Source organism: Streptomyces sp. NPDC043685 (assembly GCF_056436585.1).
Window position 1 is genome coordinate 385,556 of record NZ_JBWKCH010000006.1, and the last position, 19,266, is coordinate 404,821.

12 protein-coding genes are annotated in these 19,266 nt (G+C 68.6%); 10 read left to right on the forward strand and 2 right to left on the reverse strand.

Features of this window, described 5'->3' with window-relative positions:
* Positions 1-16: 16 nt before the first annotated feature.
* Positions 17-1,672 (forward strand): ABC transporter substrate-binding protein, encoded by a 1,656-nt coding sequence (locus tag AC0665_RS21660; RefSeq protein WP_478705602.1) that lies wholly within the window; start codon positions 17-19, stop codon positions 1,670-1,672.
* On the forward strand, positions 1,669-2,349 hold the full coding sequence (locus tag AC0665_RS21665) for a YesL family protein (protein ID WP_478705603.1): 681 nt from the start codon (positions 1,669-1,671) through the stop codon (positions 2,347-2,349). The genes AC0665_RS21660 and AC0665_RS21665 overlap by 4 nt, the downstream gene beginning before the upstream one ends.
* Positions 2,350-2,429: 80 nt before the next feature.
* On the opposite strand, the gene AC0665_RS21670 is transcribed toward AC0665_RS21665, so the two are convergent.
* Positions 2,430-4,409: an alpha-glucuronidase gene (locus tag AC0665_RS21670; RefSeq protein ID WP_478705604.1), complete on the reverse strand. Its 1,980-nt coding sequence runs from the start codon at positions 4,407-4,409 to the stop codon at positions 2,430-2,432.
* 20 nt (positions 4,410-4,429) lie between these two features.
* On the reverse strand, positions 4,430-8,227 hold the full coding sequence (locus AC0665_RS21675; protein ID WP_478705605.1) for a GH92 family glycosyl hydrolase: 3,798 nt from the start codon (positions 8,225-8,227) through the stop codon (positions 4,430-4,432).
* Positions 8,228-8,595: 368 nt separating this feature from the next.
* Between AC0665_RS21675 and ngcE the strand changes: the two genes are divergently transcribed.
* From ngcE to dxs, 8 genes are all read left to right on the forward strand, one after another.
* Positions 8,596-10,050: an N-acetylglucosamine/diacetylchitobiose ABC transporter substrate-binding protein gene (gene ngcE, locus AC0665_RS21680; protein WP_468402892.1), complete on the forward strand. Its 1,455-nt coding sequence runs from the start codon at positions 8,596-8,598 to the stop codon at positions 10,048-10,050.
* Positions 10,051-10,090: 40 nt separating this feature from the next.
* Complete coding sequence (locus AC0665_RS21685; RefSeq protein WP_468402894.1) at positions 10,091-11,017, forward strand: carbohydrate ABC transporter permease; 927 nt, start codon at positions 10,091-10,093, stop codon at positions 11,015-11,017.
* On the forward strand, positions 11,017-11,943 hold the full coding sequence (locus AC0665_RS21690; protein ID WP_478705606.1) for a carbohydrate ABC transporter permease: 927 nt from the start codon (positions 11,017-11,019) through the stop codon (positions 11,941-11,943). The genes AC0665_RS21685 and AC0665_RS21690 overlap by 1 nt, the downstream gene beginning before the upstream one ends.
* A 444-nt stretch (positions 11,944-12,387) precedes the next feature.
* The gene (locus AC0665_RS21695; protein ID WP_468402897.1) at positions 12,388-13,599 is read left to right on the forward strand and encodes an ROK family transcriptional regulator; all 1,212 of its coding nucleotides are present in this window, start codon (positions 12,388-12,390) and stop codon (positions 13,597-13,599) included.
* A 133-nt stretch (positions 13,600-13,732) separates the two neighbouring features.
* The gene (locus AC0665_RS21700) at positions 13,733-14,833 is read left to right on the forward strand and encodes an ABC transporter substrate-binding protein (RefSeq protein ID WP_468404777.1); all 1,101 of its coding nucleotides are present in this window, start codon (positions 13,733-13,735) and stop codon (positions 14,831-14,833) included.
* A 188-nt stretch (positions 14,834-15,021) separates the two neighbouring features.
* Positions 15,022-15,813: an ATP-binding cassette domain-containing protein gene (locus AC0665_RS21705; protein WP_363118951.1), complete on the forward strand. Its 792-nt coding sequence runs from the start codon at positions 15,022-15,024 to the stop codon at positions 15,811-15,813.
* A complete protein-coding gene (locus tag AC0665_RS21710) occupies positions 15,810-17,102 on the forward strand; it encodes a sugar ABC transporter permease (RefSeq protein ID WP_468402900.1) in 1,293 nt (430 codons plus the stop codon). Before AC0665_RS21705 ends, AC0665_RS21710 begins: the two co-directional genes overlap by 4 nt.
* Positions 17,103-17,284: 182 nt before the next feature.
* Positions 17,285-19,243: a 1-deoxy-D-xylulose-5-phosphate synthase gene (gene dxs, locus AC0665_RS21715; protein WP_478705607.1), complete on the forward strand. Its 1,959-nt coding sequence runs from the start codon at positions 17,285-17,287 to the stop codon at positions 19,241-19,243.
* The last annotated feature ends 23 nt before the right edge of the window (positions 19,244-19,266 follow it).

The following is a 19,266-nucleotide window of genomic DNA, read 5'->3' on the forward strand; positions in this document are numbered from 1 at the left end:
AAACAAGGGAGTTCCCGTGAACAACGCAGGGCAGCTGTCGCGACGCCAGATCCTCGCCGCCGCCGGTTTCATCGGCCTCGCCACGGTCACCGGCTGCGGAGGCGGGGACGACGGCGGCGACTCCAAGGACCTGTCCAAGAAGCAGGACGGGGCCATGAAGAACTACCGGCCCGGCCAGCAGTTCAAGGCCGCCCGGCCGCTGTCCTTCTCCGTTCTGCACAACAACAACCCGGTGTACCCGATGAAGGACGACTGGCTGTTCTGGAAGGAACTGACCAGGCGCACGGGTGTGACCCTCAAGCCGGTCGACGTGCCGCTGGCCGACTACGAGAAGAAGCGCAGCGTGCTCATCGGCGCGGGCGACGCGCCCTTCCTGATCCCCAAGACGTACCACCCCTCCGAGGTCGCCTTCGTCTCCTCCGGCGCCATCCTCCCGGTCAGCGACTACGTCAAGCTCATGCCCAACTTCCGCGACAAGGTACGCAAGTGGAAGCTGGAACCCGAACTCGACTCCATCCGCCAGTCCGACGGCAGGTACTACCTGCTGCCCGGCCTGCACGAGAAGCCCAAGTCGAACTACTCGCTGTCCTTCCGAACGGACATCCTCGACAAGCACGGGCTCAGCCTGCCCACCACCTGGGACGAGGTGTACAGCGTCCTCAAGGCGCTCAAGGAGGAGTACCCCGGCACGTACCCCTGGACCGACCGCTGGAGCACCAACACCCCCTTCCCGTGCGGGGCGTTGTTCAGCTACCTCGGCCAGGCGTACGGGGTCAAGGCGGGCTGGACGTACGACAACATCGCCTTCGACGCCGAGGCGGGAGCGTTCGTCTTCAACGGCGCGACGGACGGCTATCGCCACATGATCGAGTACCTGAGGAAGATCGTCGCCGAGAAGCTGCTGGACCCGGAGAGCTTCACCCAGCAGGACGAGCAGGCCGTGCAGAAGCTGCTGGCCGAGAAGTCCTACGCGATCAGCGCCAACGCGCAGGAGCTGGTGCAGAACTACCGCTACAACCTGGAGAAGCAGGTCAAGGGCGCGAAGATCGAGATGGTGCCCGTGCCGATCGGACCGGCCGGTCCCGTCGTGCTCGGCGGCACCCGGCTGGAGAACGGCGTCATGGTCTCCAGCGAAGCCCTCAAGAGCGACCACTTCGTCGCGATGATGCAGTTCCTCGACTGGCTCTGGTACTCCGACGAGGGCCAGACGTTCTGCAAGTGGGGCGTCGAGGGCGTCACCTACACCCGCTCCGGCGGCCGGTTCGAGCTGAAACCCGGCATCTCCCTCATGGGCGCCGACCCGGACGCGCCGAAGGACCTCCAGAAGGACTACGGCTTCTTCAACGGCGTCTTCACCTACGGCGGCAGCTGGGACCTGGTCTCCTCCTCGTTCAGCCCGGACGAGCAGAGGTTCCAGGCCGCCATGGCCCGGCGCCGGCAACTGCCCGTCGACCCGGCCCACCCCCTCCAGTCCTTCGAACAGGAGCAGGCGACCCTCTGGGACACCCCGCTCAAGGACCACGTCATCCAGAACACCCTCCGGTTCGTCCTCGGCAAGCGCCCGCTGTCCCAGTGGGACGCCTACCTCGCCGAACTGAAGTCGAAGAACATGCAGCAGCTCGTCGACCTGCACAACAAGGCGCACGAGCGGTACCGGAAGGAGAACGGGTGAACGCGCGCACGGCCGGCTTCGGCACCGGAACCCTCTCCCGCGCCTCCGCCCTCGTCCACACCGTCCTCACCGTCGAGGCGCTGCTGCTCCTCGCCGCCTCACCGGGCCTGGCCGGACTGCTCCTGCTCGGCCCCGACCCCGCGAACCTCCCCCTCGCGGCCGGGTGCCTGCTGCCCCTCGGCCCGGCCCTGTCCGCCGCACTGCACGCCCTCCACCACCGCGGCCGCGACCTCACCGAACTGCACCCGGCCCGCGCCTACCTGCGCGCCTGGCGCCTCAACGCCGTACCGGTGCTGAAACTGTGGGCGCCCCTGCTGGCATGGCTCACCGTCATCGCCTTCACCCTCACGCACTTCGCCGCCACCGGCCTGCCCGGCTGGTGGGCGCTGCTGCTCGCGGCGATCGGTGCCGGATCCCTCCTGTGGGGCGCGCACGCCCTCGTCCTCACCTCGCTGTTCGCCTTCCGCGCCCGGGACACCGCCCGCCTCGCCGCCCACTTCCTGCTCCGGCACGGCCGCGCCACCCTCGCCGCCGCCTCCCTGCTGTTCCTGACGGCCGCGTCGACGGCCCTGCTGACCGAGGCCCTGCCCGCCCTGCTGGCCGCCCCGCTGCTGCTGTCCCTGCTGCACGGCAGCCGGTCCGTGATCGAGGAGACGCGCGAGGACTTCACCGCATGACGCGCGGGATGGCGGGTGGACCGGGGTGAACCCCTCGTCCTCGCCCCCCCGGGCGTGGCGATCCTCCGGTGGTCCGTGCGTCAGTGGATGCGCCGCCCCCGCCCGTCCGGCACCCCGGACTTGCGGAAGAAGTAGCTGTTGACCTGGTCGCGCCACTCACGGGCACAGCGGAGCTGCTCCTCGTAGCGCTCCGCCACCCGGGCGTGGCGCCCCGGCTCGACCAGGCCGGCGAGGTCCGCCCACACCCGGCTGGCCTCCTCGGCCTCCTCGACGCCCTTGAAATGCGTGTCGTAGATGTGCTGGATCACCGTCTTGCCGCTCGTCAGCACATGCCCGTACGGCACATGGTGGAAGAACAGCAGCAGTTCGTCGGGGCAGGTGTCCGGCGACTCGTACAGACCGGACCACGGCATGCCGTACTGCCCGGCGTACCCGGTACCGCTGGCGACACTGCGGTCGACCCCGATGCCGTCCCGGTCGGCGAAGTGGTACGTCCCCCACGGGCTGTACTCGTACCCGTCCACGCTCGGCCCGTAATGGTGCCCCGGCTGCACCATGAAGCCGACACCCAGGGGAGCGGTGTACTTCTCGTAGGTCCGCCACGAACCGTCCAGCACGGCGTGCAACGCGTCGGTCAGCTTGCCCGGCGCGTCCGGGAAGGTGAGTGCGATCCACTCGTCGAGCACCGCGCCGGGCTCGGCGTCCGGCCGCCAGGCCAGCCGCCCGAAGGTGTACAGGTTGGCCTGCGCCAGCGGGTGCCCCGTCCAGAACGGGTCGTCGCCGACGTTCGGCACGGCGACGAGCCCCCGGGCCGACTCGCCCACGGACGAGCCGGGTCCGGGCCGGAACCGCAGCACCTCGCTCCACATCGGCCCGAGCCAGCACACGTGCCGCTGCTGCCCGGTGTACTCCTGGGTGGCCTGGAGCTCCACGGCCAGTCGGGTGCGGGGCATCGCCCCGATCAGCGGCGAGACCGGCTCACGTACCTGGAAGTCCATCGGCCCGTGCTTGACCTGGAGCACGGCGTTCGCCGCGAACGCGCCGTCCAGCGGTACGAAATGGTCGTAGGCGGCCCGGGCCCGGTCGGTCGTCCGGTCCCGCCAGTCCTGGCGGTGGTCGTAGACGAAGGCCCGCCAGTGCACCGTGCCGCCGAACGGTTCCAGCGCCGCGGCCAGCAGGTTCGCGCCCTCGGCATGGCTGCGGCCGTACGCGAACGGGCCCGGCTGCCCCTCCGAGTCGGCCTTCACCACGTACCCGCCGAAGTCGGGTATCGCCTCGTACACCCGCCGGGTGGCCTCGGCCCACCAGTCGCGCACCGCCGCGTGAAGCGGGTCGGCGGTGGGCAGTTCGCCCAGAGTGATCGGCGCGGCGAAGGAGACCGACAGGTGGGTGCGGATGCCGTAGGGGCGCAACGCGTCGGCGATCTCGGCGACTTTACCGATCCGGTCGGTGAGCAGGCGGGTCTCGGTCGCATGCACATTGACGTTGTTCACGGAGATCGCGTTGATCCCGCACGCCGCGAGCAGCCTGCCGTACGCCCGGACGCGGCCGAGTTCGCGCCGCGCCCTGCCGTCCTTCCAGAACAGCGAACCGCCGGCGTAGCCGCGCTCCACCTGTCCCATGACCGGGTGGACCGCCACGTTGTCCCAGTGGTCGAGCATGCGCAGGGCGAGCGCGGGGCGGTGGACTTCCCGTGCCCACTCGCCGGTGAAGGCCCCCTCCCCGCGACGGACGACGTCGAACAGACCGTAGAGCAGCCCGGGGCCCGCGGACGCGGTGACGGTCGTCGTGCCGCCCTCACGCGCGGAGGTGAAGCCCTCGCCGCCGGGGGCCTCGCCGCCGAGGCCGAGGACCAGGTCGTACGCGCCGTCCGGCTCGGCGTCCCGTACGACCCGGCCCCCGAACAGCCGGCAGGCCCGGGCCACCTCCCCGTGCACCGTCTCCACCAGCGGACCCGATCCCCGGATCAGGGTCCGGCGGCTGCCGAGCGCCCGGAAGGCGGCGGACGGCAGCCAGGCCGGGTCGACACCCTCGGGCAGGACGGGCACGGGAAGCGGCATCGGACCCCCAACTCGGCTGCTCAGGCGAGCAGTTCCACCTCCGCCAGTGTGGCCTCGCCGTCGAGGACCAGGCGGTACTTCTCGTACGTACCCGGCGACCTCACCGTGAACGCGCGGGTCTGCCTGTCCCAGGCGAAGGCCTGTTCGGAGCGCCGGTCCAGCGTCCGCCAGGCCGTACCGTCCGAGGAACCCTGGAGCGTCCATCCGGCCGGTGCCTTCGCCCGGGCCGCCGACGAGGTCAGGGTGTACTGGACGGCCTCGGCGCCCTTCGCGACCGGCAGGTCCACGGCGGTCACCGCGGCGCCGGTCGCCGAGGTGTCGTCGAACAGGGCGCCGTCGCCCTTCAGCAGGTCCGCCCGGGGCGCCGGCACCTCGTCGTCCTGGGTGATCGACACGGGCGCGGCGTCCTTGCCCGTGCCCCACGACGACGGCCTCGGTCCCATGTCGAACTCCAGGACACCGCCCTTGGCGACCAGCGCGTGCGGCAGGGAAGTCTTCGACCAGGTACGGCCGTTGACCTTCAGCCCCTGCACGTAGACGTTCTCCGCGCTGTTGCGCGGCGCCTTCACCACCAGCTCGCGCCCGTTCTCCAGGTGCACGGTCGCCTTCTCGAACAGGGGCGAGCCGATCGCGTACTCGCCGCTGCCCATCACCAGCGGGTAGAAGCCGAGCGCGGAGAACAGGAACCAGGCCGACTGCTCGCCGTTGTCCTCGTCGCCGTGGTAGCCCTGCCCGATCTCGCTGCCGGTGTAGAGCCGGGACAGCACCTCGCGGACGTTCTTCTGCGTCTTCCAGGGCTGCCCGGCCGCGTCGTACATGTACAGGGCGTGGTGGGCGACCTGGTTGGAGTGCCCGTACATGCCCATCCGCACGTCCCGCGCCTCGGTCATCTCGTGGATGACACCGCCGTAGGAGCCGACGAACTCGGGGGAGGCCGTCTCGGGCGTGGCGAGGTACTCGTCCAGCTTGTCGGCGAGGCCCTTGCGCCCGCCGTACAGGTTGGCCAGGCCCCGGCTGTCGTGCGGGGCGGTGAAGGCGTAGCCCCAGCCGTTGGTCTCGGTGTAGTCGTGGCCCCACACCCGCGGGTCGTACTTCGAGGACTCCACCCGCCAGTCGCCCTTCGCGTCCCGGCCCTGGAAGAAACCGGCCTTCGCGTCGAAGAGGTTCACGTACTCCTGGGCGCGGTCCAGGAAGTACTCCGACTCCTCCTGGTAGCGCCTCTCGCCGGTCTCCTCGTACAGCTTCTGGCCCATGCGCGAGATGCCGTAGTCGTTGAGGTAGCCCTCCAGCGCCCAGGACAGGCCCTCGTGGGTCTCGGTGCTCGTGTAGCCGAGGAACGGGGAGGTGGCCATGCCCTTGCGGCCGACGCCCGGGTTCGGCGGCACGACCGTGGCGTTCTTCACCGCCGCCTCGTAAGCGGCCTTCGCGTCGAAGTCGACACCCTTGACGTACGCGTCCGCGAACGCCACATCCGAGGAGGTGCCCGTCATCAGGTCCGCGTAGCCGGGGGAGGACCAGCGCGAGGTCCAGCCGCCGTCCTTGTACTGCTGCACGAACCCGTCGACCAGCTCACCCGCCTGAGACGGAGTCAGGAACGAGTAGGCGGGCCAGGTCGTCCGGTAGGTGTCCCAGAAACCGTTGTTGACGTACACCTTGCCGTCGACGATCTTCGCGCCGGTGTGCGTCGGGGTGTCCGGGCTCGGCATGGGGGAGAACGGCGAGGCGTACCGGTACTCACCGTCGACCTTCTCGAACCCGGAGTTCGGGTACAGGTACAGCCGGTACAGGCTGGAGTACAGCGTGGTCAGCTGGTCGGGGGTCGCGCCCTCGACCTCGACCTTGCCGAGCAGCCGGTCCCACTGCCGCCGGGCGCTGTTCTTGACCGCCTCGAAGGACCGGCCCTCCGGGATCTCCTGGCGGAGGTTGTCCTTGGCCTGGTCCAGGCTGATGAGGGAGGTCGCCAGGCGCAGGGTGACGGTCCGGTCGTCGGCCCTGAAGCGCAGATAGCCCTTGACGCCACCGGCGTCCCCCTCGGTCACCGGCTTGTCGAACTCGCCGTAGACGAAAAGCCGGGTGGCGCCCGTGGAGAGCCCGGACTTGACGTCCGAGTAGCCGGTGACGATCCCGTTCTCCTTGTCGAGGGTCAGGCCCGCCTGGTCGGTCACGTTGTCGAACACGACGCTCGCGTCATCGCCCGGGTAGGTGAAGCGCAGTGCCGCCGCGTGGTCGGTCGGCGCCATCTCGGCCTTCAGCCCGTTCTCGAACCGCACCCCGTAGTAGTACGGCCGCGCGGTCTCGTTCTCGTGCCGGAAGGCCAGCTCGCGCGCCTCGCGCCCGTACTCCGGGGTGCCGCCGGCCACCGACGGCATCACCTGGAAGGTCTGCCGGTCACCCATCCAGGGGCTCGGCTCGTGGCTGGCGCTGAACGCCTGGATCGTCGGCAGGTTGTCCGCGTTGTTGGCCCGGGCGTAGTCGTACAGCCAGCTGAGCGAACCGGCGTTGGTCACCGGCGTCCAGAAGTTGAAGCCGTGCGGGACCGCCGTCGCCGGGAAGTTGTTGCCCCGGGAGAAGCCGCCGCTGGAGTGGGTGCCGCGGGTGGTGACCGCGTAGTCCGACAGGTGCGCCTTCGGCCGCTCGGGCGCCACGGAGGCGATGCTGATGTCGTCCAGCCAGCCGCGGAACTTCGCCGGGCCCTTGGGGGAGTCGTAGGCCACCAGGATCCGGTCCACGGTCTTGCCGGCCGCGACCGAGCCGATCCTGGAGGCCACGTTGTTCCACTGGTTGACGTAAAGGATCTTCGCGGCGCCCTGGCCCTGCGGGGTCAGCGGGAAGCCGTGCTGGTCGGTGGCGCGCAGGTCGCTCAGGTGAGTGCCGTCGGTGAAGGCCAGGTCGACGGAGACGTTCGTGGCGTCGTAGTCGAGGTCGCCGTCGGCCATGGACGGGAAGATCCGGTAGGACAGCCGCGTGTTCCGGCCGACGGCCACGTTCACGTCGAAGACCTTGTTGTACGAGTACGCCCGGCCGTCGGCGGTGTGGCGGCCGGCGTAACGCAGGGCGCGCTTCCCGGTGAATCCGGCGCCCGCCTTGGCGGTGGGGGAGCCGCTCGGGCCGCGGTCGACCAGCGAGAGCATGTCCTGCGGGACGGGCCCCTCGCTGCCGCCCGTGGAGAACTGGACATCGGCGAGCTGGAGGATGCCGCCGCCGTTGTTCTGGGTGACCTCCAGCCGGAAGTGCCGGTACTCGGCGGGTTCGGCCAGGTCGTACGTCTTCGTCTGGAACCGCTCCGTGAAGGACTCACCGGAACGGGTGTCGAGCGTCGTCCACTCCTTGCCGTCGGCCGAGCCCTTCAGGGTCCAGTCCCTGGGGTCGCGCTCATCGGCGTCATTGGCCGACGTCAGTGCGTAGCGCGCCAGTTTGACGGGTTTGTCCAGGTCGAACTCCACCCAGCCGGTGGGCTCGAAGGTGAGCCACTTGGTGCTCGGCTCGCCGTCGACGAGGTTCTCCTTCACCTCCCCGCCGCCCGTGTTCTCGGCTCCGGCCCGCACGTCCGTGACCTGATCCGTCACATTGCCCGGTATGCCGCTGCTGTACCCGCCGTCGACCCCCGAGGCCCGCTTGCCGCCGTCGGGGGCGGTGTCGACGGTGTTCGACCAGTCCGGAACCGGGTCGTCCGCCTCAAAGGAGGACGCGAACCCCCGATCGGGTTTCTCCGGTGCCTGAGGTAGTGCGACCGCAACGCCCTGCGAACTCAGGGCCAAAGCGAAGGCGGTCGCCGACACGACCGCCGAACCCCATCTGTGCCGAGCTTTCCGCTGCATCAACGGGTACCCTCCCTGCGCAGTGGACAACGTTGTCACCTTCGATGCGCAAGGACCAGTAGTTGCCCAAGTGGTGGGGAGTGTCAAGGGTGTTGCCTGTGGCATTCGGGCGTGGTGACCGGGATATTTCCGGCGGAGCGTCCACAGGCCGCTCATACTTCCGCGAGGTCTCAACTCGGATAAGACCCGCGGCCAACCTTGTGTTCGATCTTGATCCGCTGACGGGAAGTGGACTATACCTGTCGGGCGCTTCACACCATCCGCACGTGACCACCCGCACTTTCCTGCACGACCCAGCGTGACCCGATCGCGGTGCCGGCGAGGATCCGGTTCACCGCCTGAGTCCTGGAGAAGGCGAGGACTTGAGCATGGGATCCACTTCCGCCGAGAACCACGGCACCGAAGGCGTCGGCCGCCGTGATCTGATCAAAAGGTCCGCCGCGCTCGGGCTGATCTCCGTCCCGACCATGAGTTTCCTCTCCGCCTGCGCGAGCAGCGGCGGCGACGGCAGCGGTGACAAGGCCAAGGCCGGCAAGAAGACCGCGAAGAACCCGCTCGCCGTCAATGACACGGCCGGCATGGAATTCGTCCTGTTCGACGGCGGTTTCGGCAAGGAGTACGCCGAGGACGCCGTGAAGATCTACGAGAAGAACTTCCCCAAGGCCCAGGTGAAGTTCTCCGCCACCCAGAAGATCCAGTCCACGCTCCAGCCCCGCTTCAACCAGGGCACCCCGCCGGACCTCATCGACAACTCCGGCGCCGAGCAGATGGACATGGGCGTCCTGGTCGGCAAGAACCAGCTCACCGACCTCACCCCGCTGCTGGACGCGCCCTCCTACGACGACCCGGCCAAGAAGGTCCGCGACACGCTGCGCCCCGGCATCGTGGAGATGGGCCAGTTCGACGGCGAGAAGGTCTGGATCCTGTACTACGCCTACACGGTGTACGGCGTCTGGTACTCGCAGAAGGCCCTGGACTCGCTCGACGAGCAGTACCCGGAGACCTGGGACCAGATGCTCGCTGTCTGCGCCAAGGCCAAGAAGAAGGGCATGGCGGGCTGGACGTACGCGGGCAAATACCCCTACTACCTCCCCTTCTCCCTCTACCCGATGATCGGCAAGGTCGGCGGCCGCGAGGTCCTCGACGCCATCGACAACCTGGAGCCGAACGCCTGGAAGCACCCGGCCGTCAAGGCCTGCTTCGAGGCGTACTACGAGCTCTACAAGAAGGGCTACGTCCTCAAGGGCACCCCGGGCCTGGACCACATCCAGTCCCAGACCGCCTGGGCCGAGGGCAAGGCGCTGTTCATTCCGAACGGCTCCTGGGTGGAGAACGAGTCGGCGAACGTCATCCCGAAGGACTTCGACCTGGCCGTCTCCGCGCCGACCGGCCTCGACTCCTCCGACAAGATGCCCTTCGGCACCATCTGGGCGTCCGGCGGCGAGCCGTTCATCGTCCCGGCCAAGGCGAAGAATGCCCCCGGCGGCATGGAACAGCTGCGCATCATGCTCAGCGAGGCCTCGTCGAAGAACTTCACCAGCAAGGTGAAGTCGCTGACCGCGTACAACGGCGGCACCGACGGCATCGCCCTCACCCCCGGTCTCAAGTCGGGCGTCGCGGCGCTGGAGAAGGCCGGCGAGAACGTGGTGAATCCCCGTCTCCAGGACTGGTATGTGCAGTTGCAGAAGGAGAAGATCGGTGTGTCCGGTCTGGGCGAGATGATGGCCGGCCGCCTCACTCCCGCCGAGGCCATCAAGAAAATCCAGGGCTTCGCCGACGAGGCGGCCAAGGACGACTCCATCAAGCACTACAAGCACCAGTAACAGCACCGAAATCGATTTCCGCAACGGCACCGGAGTGGCGATGCAGCACGGCAAGTACCGGTTCATCGTGGGCTTCCTCGCGTTGCCCCTGGGACTGTACGCGCTCTTCGTGGTCTGGCCGTTCATCCAGTCCATCTATTACTCGTTCACGGACTGGACCGGCCTGAGCCCCGAATTCAAGATGGTCGGTTTCGACAACTACAGCCGCATGCTCGACGACGACATCTTCTGGAAGTCGTTGCAGCACAGCCTGCTGTTCGCCCTCCTGCTGCCGGTGGTGACGATCGGACTGGCACTGTTCTTCGCCTTCATGATCAATGTCGGCGGCCGAAAGAGAAGGAACGGGCCGGTGGTCACCGGTGTCCGCGGCTCCTCGTTCTACAAGATCGTCTACTTCTTCCCGCAGGTCCTCTCGATCGCCATCGTCGCGTTGCTGTTCGCGTTCGCATACAACCCGGACAGCGGCGCGATCAACTCGCTGCTGCGCGGGATCGGCCTCGACAGCCTCCAGCCGCTCTGGCTGGGCGACCCGGACCTGGCCCTGTGGGCCGTGATGGCGGTCCTCGTCTGGTCCACGGTCGGCTTCTTCGTGGTCCTCTTCTCCGCCGGCATGGCCTCCATCCCGTCGGACATGTACGAGGCGGCCCTGCTGGACGGCGCGAACCGCTTCACCACGTTCTTCCGGATCACCCTGCCCCTGCTCTGGGACACGGTGCAGTCCGGCTGGGTCTACATGGGCATCCTCGCCCTGGGCGCCGAGTCGTTCGCGGTCGTGCAGATCATGACGACCGGGCCGGGCGGTCCCGACTACTCGACCACCGTCATGGTCCTGTACGTGTACCAGAAGGCGTTCCGTGACGGGCAGGCCGCCTACGCCACCACCATCGGTGTCGCCCTGCTCGTCGTCACGCTGGCCTTCGCCGCCGTGGTGATGCGGCTGGGCCGTCGCGAGCGGCTGGAGTACTGATGAAGACCACCGAGACCCCCGCTCCGCTCCCGGCCGAGTCCGGTGCGCCCCTGGCCAAGGAGGACCTCCCGCCGGCCGTAGCGCCCAAGGAGAGGAAGAAGGAGGGCACGGTCCTCAACGTCTTCTCCCACGGTGTGCTGGTCATCTGGGCGTTCATGGTGGTCATGCCGCTGCTCTGGGCGGTCATGACGTCCTTCAAGGACGACCGCTCCATCTTCAGCTCACCCTGGTCCCTCCCGGCCTCGCTGCACTTCGACAACTGGTCGAGGGCGTGGACCCAGGCGAACATGAGCGACTACTTCCTCAACACGGTCCTCGTGGTGGGCGGTTCGCTCATCGGCACGCTGGCCCTGGGCTCGATGGCGGCCTACGTCCTGGCCCGCTTCGACTTCCCGGGCAACCGGTTCATCTACTACCTGTTCATCGGCGGCATGAGCTTCCCGATCATGCTGGCCCTGGTGCCGCTGTTCTACGTCGTGAACAACATGGGCCTGCTGAACACCATCCACGGCCTGATCCTGGTCTACATCGCCTACTCGCTGCCGTTCACGGTGTTCTTCCTCACGGCGTTCTTCCGTACGCTCCCCACCTCGATCGCCGAGGCGGCCTTCGTGGACGGGGCGTCCCACAGCCGCACGTTCTTCCAGATCATGCTGCCCATGGCCAAGCCGGGCCTGATCAGCGTGGGCATCTTCAACTTCCTCGGCCAGTGGAACCAGTACATGCTCCCCACGGTCCTCAACACCGACCCCGACAAGCGGGTCCTCACCCAGGGCCTGGTCCAACTGGCGGTCAGCCAGGGCTACAAGGGCGACTGGTCGGGCCTGTTCGCGGGCCTGGTGATGGCGATGCTGCCGGTCCTGGCGGCGTACATCATCTTCCAGCGGCAGGTGGTGCAGGGACTGACGGCGGGGGCGCTGAAGTAGCACGGACCGGGCATGGGGCCGGTGGGCCCACAGCCCGGCGTGGCGGTGCCACTGCGCCCGAAATGCCGCGATCAAGGGCGACGGCCACCACGCACCCGCGTACGGCGCGAAGGGGCCGTGCCGGGGGGTGTCCGCCCGCAGCGGTTGGCGCGTCGACCCCAGTCGGCCGGTGAAGGGCCCCCTCGCGCCGTTCCGAGGACGGACACTCCCCGGAGCGGCCCCGACCCCCTCACCCGGCGAAGGCGACGCGCGCCCCCGAACAGCCGCACAGGCCGCCGCAGGCAGAAAGCGCGTACCCCCACATAGCGCTCCGCGACGACCCGCACACACCCCGGAATCAGTTCAACCTCTTGACGGGAGGCAACCCGAACGGCTCAGCTTAGAGTTCACTAGTTGGACATAGACGGGGTCTCATCGCTGCGGCCCCGCGCGCAGGAGGTCGTCGTGGAGACTCCGGGGTCGCAGTCGTCGCTGCACCGAGCCAACCTGGAGCGGGTCGTACGAGCCGTGCGCCTGGCGGGCTCCCTCACCCAGGCCGAGATCGCCCGGACGACGGGTCTGTCCGCCGCGACGGTCTCCAACATCGTCCGGGAGTTGAAGGACGGCGGCACCGTGGAGGTCACTCCGACCTCCGCCGGCGGCCGCCGTGCCCGCAGTGTGTCGCTGAGCGGCGACGCCGGCATCGTCATCGGCGTCGACTTCGGTCACACCCACCTCCGGGTCGCCATCGGCAACCTCGCCCACCAGGTCCTGGCCGAGGAATCCGAGCCGCTGGACGTGGACGCCTCGTCCACCCAGGGCTTCGACCGCGCGGAACAGCTGGTCACCCGCCTGATCGAGGCCACCGGCGTCGACCGCTCCAAGATCGCCGGTGTCGGCCTCGGCGTCCCCGGCCCCATCGACGTCGAGTCGGGCACCCTGGGCTCGACCGCCATCCTGCCCGGATGGACCGGCACCAAGCCGGCGGCGGAGCTCCGAGGCCGCCTCGGCGTCCCCGTGCACGTGGACAACGACGCCAACCTCGGCGCCCTCGGCGAAATGGTCTGGGGCAGCGGCCGAGGGGTCCGCGACCTGGCATACATCAAGGTCGCGAGCGGTGTCGGAGCCGGTCTGGTGATCGACGGCAAGATCTATCGCGGCCCTGGCGGCACCGCAGGAGAAATCGGACATATTACACTCGATGAATCCGGCCCGGTGTGCCGTTGCGGCAACCGCGGCTGCCTGGAGACCTTCGCGGCCGCGCGCTACGTGCTCCCGCTCCTCCAGTCCAGCCACGGCACCGATCTGACCATGGAAGGCGTTGTGCGACTCGCCCGGGACGGAGACCCGGGCTGTCGTCGGGTGATCGCCGACGTCGGCCGCCACATCGGCAGTGGAGTGGCCAATCTCTGCAACCTGCTGAACCCGAGCCGTGTGGTCCTCGGCGGTGATCTCGCCGAGGCCGGTGAGCTGGTGCTCGGGCCGATCCGGGAGTCCGTCGGCCGCTATGCGATCCCCAGTGCGGCACGCCAGTTGTCCGTTCTCCCCGGCGCCCTCGGCGGCCGTGCCGAGGTGCTCGGAGCGCTCGCCCTCGCCCTGAGCGAGATGGGCGATTCGACCCTTCTTGACGGCACTGCTCCCGGGGCGCTCCAGGCAGCCACCCCTGCCTTCACTTAGAGAACGGATGGCACCGTTGCCATCTCGTTAAGGATTTACTTCTTGACGTCGCACGTGTGGCCGAGTTGACTTCCAGCCACCTCGGCCGCAATGTCGCGGCCTCGTCAGGGAGGTTTCTGAAGTGAACACGCGTATGCGTCGCGCCGCTGTCGCTATTGCCGCCGGTGCGATGGCCGTTTCGCTTGCTGCCTGTGGCAGCGCCAAGGAGTCGGGCGACAAGGCCGACACCACCGGGTCCGCCAAGAAGGGCGACGACATCAAGGTCGGCCTGCTCCTTCCGGAGAACGCGACCGCCCGTTACGAGAAGTTCGACCGGCCGCTGATCGACAAGAAGGTCAAGGAGCTCACCAACGGCAAGGGCGAGGTCGTCTACGCCAACGCCAAGCAGGACGCCAGCACGCAGAACCAGCAGGTCGACACGATGGTGACCAACAAGGTCGACGTGCTGATCGTGGACGCGGTGGACTCCAAGGCGATCGCCGGCTCGGTGAAGAAGGCCAAGGACGCGGGCATCCCCGTCGTCGCCTACGACCGCCTGGCCGAGGGCCCGATCGACGCCTACACCTCGTTCGACAACGTCACCGTCGGCAAGACCCAGGGCGAGGCCCTGCTGAAGGCCCTCGGCGGCAAGGCCAAGGACGGCCAGATCGTCATGATGAACGGGTCCTCCACCGACCCGAACGCCGCCCAGTTCAAGAAGGGCGCGCACTCCGTGCTCGACGGCAAGGTCAAGATCGGCCGCGAGTACGACACCAAGGAGTGGAAGCCGGAGAACGCCAACGCCAACATGGAGGGCGCCATCTCCGCCCTCGGCAAGAACAAGATCGTCGGCGTCTACTCCGCCAACGACGGCATGGCGGGCGGCATCATCACCGCCCTCAAGGCCGCCGGCATCGACAACATCCCGGTCACCGGCCAGGACGCCGAGCTCGCGGGTGTGCAGCGCATCGTCACCGGTGAGCAGTACATGAGCGTCTACAAGCCCTACCCGCAGGAGGCGGACGTCGCCGCCGAGATGGCCGTCGCCCTCGCCCAGGGCAAGTCGCTCGACTCGATCGCCAAGGACAAGGTCGACAGCCCGACCACCAAGGCCGTCCCCTCCGTCCTCGTCCCGGTCGTCTCGCTGACGAAGGACAACATCAACGACACCGTCATCAAGGACGGCATCTACACCGTGAACGAGATCTGCGCGGGCAAGTACAAGGCCGCCTGCGACAAGATCGGCCTCAAGTAAGCAGCCGCCGAGTTCCCCGAGGGGCACGGGAGTCCGGACCGGACTCCCGTGACTCCCGTGCGGGGACAGGCGCCCCCGAGTTCCTCCGGCGCTCCGCCACATCAGCCCCGCAAGCTCCGCGGGGCGCCGGACGGATCACTCCTCCCACACTTCTGCACAACCTCCCGCCGGGTCAGGCGGCGAAGGAGATGGTTCACGTGTCCGCTACGCCCGTGCTGGCGTTGCGCGGGGTCTCCAAGCGGTTCGGTGCCGTTCAGGCGCTCACCGACGTAGAGCTTGAGGTCCACGCCGGTGAAGTGGTCGCCCTGGTGGGCGACAACGGCGCCGGAAAGTCCACGCTGGTCAAGACGATCGCCGGCGTGCACCCCATCGATGAGGGCGTCATCGAATGGGACGGCAGGTCCGTCCAGATCACCAAGCCGCACGACGCCCAGAACCTGGGCATCGCGACCGTCTACCAGGACCTCGCGCTCTGCGACAACATCGACGTCGTCGGCAACCTCTACCTGGGCCGGGAGCTCCGCAAGCGCGGCGTCCTGGACGAGGTGGAGATGGAGCGCCGCTCCCGCGAACTGCTCGACACGCTGTCGATCCGCATCCCGAGCGTGCGCATCCCGATCGCCTCGCTCTCCGGCGGTCAGCGCCAGACCGTGGCCATCGCCCGCTCCATGCTCGGCGAGCCCAAGCTGGTCATCCTCGACGAGCCCACCGCCGCCCTCGGCGTCGAGCAGACCGCCCAGGTCCTCGACCTGGTCGAGCGGCTGCGCGAGCGCGGCCACGCCGTGATCCTCATCAGCCACAACATGGCCGATGTGAAGGCCGTCGCGGACAAGGTCGCCGTTCTGCGCCTCGGGCGCAACAACGGCGTCTTCGAGGTCAAGTCGACCTCGCAGGAAGAGATCATCTCCGCCATCACCGGCGCCACCGACAACGCCGTGACCCGCCGTGCGGCGCGCACGAACGGGGAGGTTTCCAAGTGAGCATCGACAAGACCTCCGCGGCTCCGGAAGAACACGTCGTGGAGAACCCCGAGGCGGCCAAGGCCGCCGTCACGGTGGTCGACCCCCGGCTGCTGGTGCGCGAGCAGGGCCTCAAGGGCTACGTCACCGAGTTCAAGCGGAAGATGAAGTCCGGTGACCTCGGGTCCATCCCGGTCGTCATCGGCCTGGCCATCATCTGGATCATCTTCGCGAGCCTGAACTCCAACTTCCTCACCGCCGGCAACCTGTCGGACATGTCCGTCGCCATGGTCGGCACCGGCATGATCGCCGTCGGCATCGTGTTCGTGCTGCTGCTCGGCGAGATCGACCTGTCGGTCGGCTCGGTCTCCGGTGTGGCGGGTGCGTCCTTCGCGGTGCTGAACGTCACCAACGGCATGAACGAATGGCTCGCCTTCGTGCTGGCCATCCTCACCGGCACGGTCGCCGGTGTGCTGCACGGCTTCTTCTTCGCCAAGATCGGCGTCCCCGCGTTCGCCGTCACCCTGGCCGGTCTGCTGTTCTGGAACGGCCTCATGCTCCAGATCCTGGGTGACAACGGCACCATCAACCTCGACCCGGACGGGGTCGTGGCCCAGCTGACCAGCTACTACTTCTCCGATGTGGCCGCCGCGTACGCGCTGGCCGCGGTGGTGACCGCCGGGTTCTTCCTCAGCTCCTTCCTCGGCAACCGGCGCCGCGAGGCCGCGGGCGTGCCGTCGCGGCCGCTGAGCGAGACGATCGTGCGGACCGTGCTGCTGGCCGTCCTCGCCTTCACCGTCGCGATCGTCTTCAACCAGTACAAGGGCCTGCCGCTGGCCGTGGTGATCTTCATCGTGGTGCTGCTGGTCACGGACTTCGTGCTGCGGCGCACGGCGTACGGCCGGAAGGTGTTCGCGCTCGGCGGCAGCGTCGAGGCGTCCCGCCGTGCCGGTATCAACGTGGAGATGGTCCGGATCTCGGTGTTCGCGATCTCCGGCACCTTCGCCGCGGTGGGCGGCCTGTTCATCGCCTCCAAGATCGCGGCGGCCAACCAGGGCGCCGGTGGCGGTGACCTGCTGATGAACGCGATCGCCGCGGCGGTCATCGGCGGCACGTCGCTGTTCGGCGGCCGCGGACGCACCTGGAACGCGCTCCTCGGTGTCCTGGTGATCGTGTCGATCCAGTACGGCCTCGCCCTGGAGGGCATCGCCTCCCCGGTGCAGTACATGATCACCGGTGGTGTGCTTCTGGCCACGGTCGTCATCGACGCCGTGACGCGCAAGACGCAGAAGACCGCCGGGCGCGCGTAGCACCCGCGGAACCTTCCTGTGCCCGGCACCTCGAAGGTGCCGGGCACAGGTGTGTCGTAGGCGTGGCGCACCATGGGTAGAGCCGAACGCGTGACGTACGACGCACAGCCACGGCACCGCCCGCGAAGGCGGAACATTAGACTCGACAAGCCCGGCAACAGCTCTACTGCAAGGAGGCACGGGTGCCGCTGCTGACCCGTATCAGGGGACCGCGCGATCTGGACCGGCTCAACCTGGAGGAGCTGAACCAGCTGGCGGAGGAGATCCGGAGCTTCCTTGTCGAAGCGGTCTCCAAGACCGGCGGTCACCTCGGCCCCAACCTCGGCGTGGTGGAGCTCACCATCGCCCTGCACCGGGTCTTCGACTCGCCCAAGGACAAGGTGCTCTGGGACACCGGCCACCAGTCCTACGTCCACAAGCTCCTCACCGGCCGTCAGGACTTCTCGAAGCTGAAGATGAAGGGCGGCCTGTCCGGCTACCCCTCACAGGCCGAGTCCGAGCACGACGTCATCGAGAACTCGCACGCCTCGACGGTCCTCGGCTGGGCCGACGGCCTCGCCAAGGCCAACCAGATCATGGAGCGCGACGACCACGTCGTGGCCGTGATCGGTGACGGCGCGCTGACCGGAGGCATGGCCTGGGAGGCGCTGAACAACATCGCCGACGCCAAGGACCGCCCGCTCGTCATCGTCGTCAACGACAACGAGCGCTCCTACGCGCCGACCATCGGCGGCCTCGCCAACCACCTGGCGACCCTGCGCACCACCGACGGCTACGAGCGCTTCCTCGCCCGTACCAAGGAGGTCCTGGAGCGCACCCCGGTCGTCGGGCAGGCGCTCTACGACACGCTGCACGGCGCGAAGAAGGGCCTGAAGGACTTCATCGCCCCGCAGGGCATGTTCGAGGACCTCGGCCTGAAGTACGTCGGGCCGATCGACGGACACGACCTGGAGGCCCTGGAGTCGGCGCTCGCCAAGGCCAAGCGGTTCGGCGGGCCGGTCATCGTGCACTGCCTCACCGAGAAGGGCCGCGGCTACCAGCCCGCCCTCCAGGACGAGGCGGACCGCTTCCACGCCGTCGGCAAGATCCACCCCGACACGGGCCTGCCGATCGCCACCTCCGGCGCCGACTGGACGTCCGTCTTCGGCGAGGAGATGGTCAAGCTCGGCGAGGAGCGCGAGGACATCGTCGCCATCACGGCCGCCATGCTCCAGCCGGTCGGCCTGGACAAGTTCGCCAAGCGCTTCCCCAAGCGCGTCTACGACGTCGGCATCGCCGAACAGCACGGCGCCGTCTCCGCGGCCGGCCTGGCCACGGGCGGCGTCCACCCGGTGTTCGCGGTGTACGCCACGTTCCTCAACCGCGCCTTCGACCAGGTGCTGATGGACGTGGCCCTGCACAAGTGCGGTGTCACGTTCGTCCTGGACCGGGCCGGCGTCACCGGCACCGACGGGGCCTCCCACAACGGCATGTGGGACATGTCGATCCTCCAGGTCGTCCCGGGGCTGCGGCTGGCCGCGCCGCGCGACGCCGACCAGGTGCGCGCCCAACTGCGCGAGGCCGTCGCCGTGGAGGACGCGCCGACCGTGGTCCGCTTCTCCAAGGGCGCGGTCGGCCCCGCCGTACCGGCCGTGCGCCGCGTCGGGGGCATGGACGTCCTGCGCGAACCCGGTACCGACCGGCCGGACGTCCTGCTGGTGTCCGTGGGCGCCCTCGCACCGATGTGCCTGGAGATCGCCGGTCTGCTCGACAAGCAGGGCATCTCCACGACCGTCGTCGACCCGCGCTGGGTCAAGCCGGTCGACGAGACCATGGCCCCGCTCGCCGAACAGCATCGCGTGGTCGTCACCGTCGAGGACAACAGCCGCGTCGGCGGCGTCGGCTCGGCGATCGCCCAGGCACTGCGCGACGCGGGCGTCGACGTGCCGTTGCGCGACTTCGGCATCCCGCCGCGCTTCCTCGACCACGCCTCCCGTGCCGAGGTCCTCGCCGAGATCGGGCTCACCGCGCCGGACATCGCCCGTCAGGTGACCGGCTTGGTCGCCAAGCTGGACGGCCTCCCCCACTCTCGGCTGCGCTCGAGCGGGGGGACCCCCACCGACCGCAGTGCGGCGGACGCCGTGGACGCCGCGCGCGACTGACGCGACTGCCGCGGACGACACGG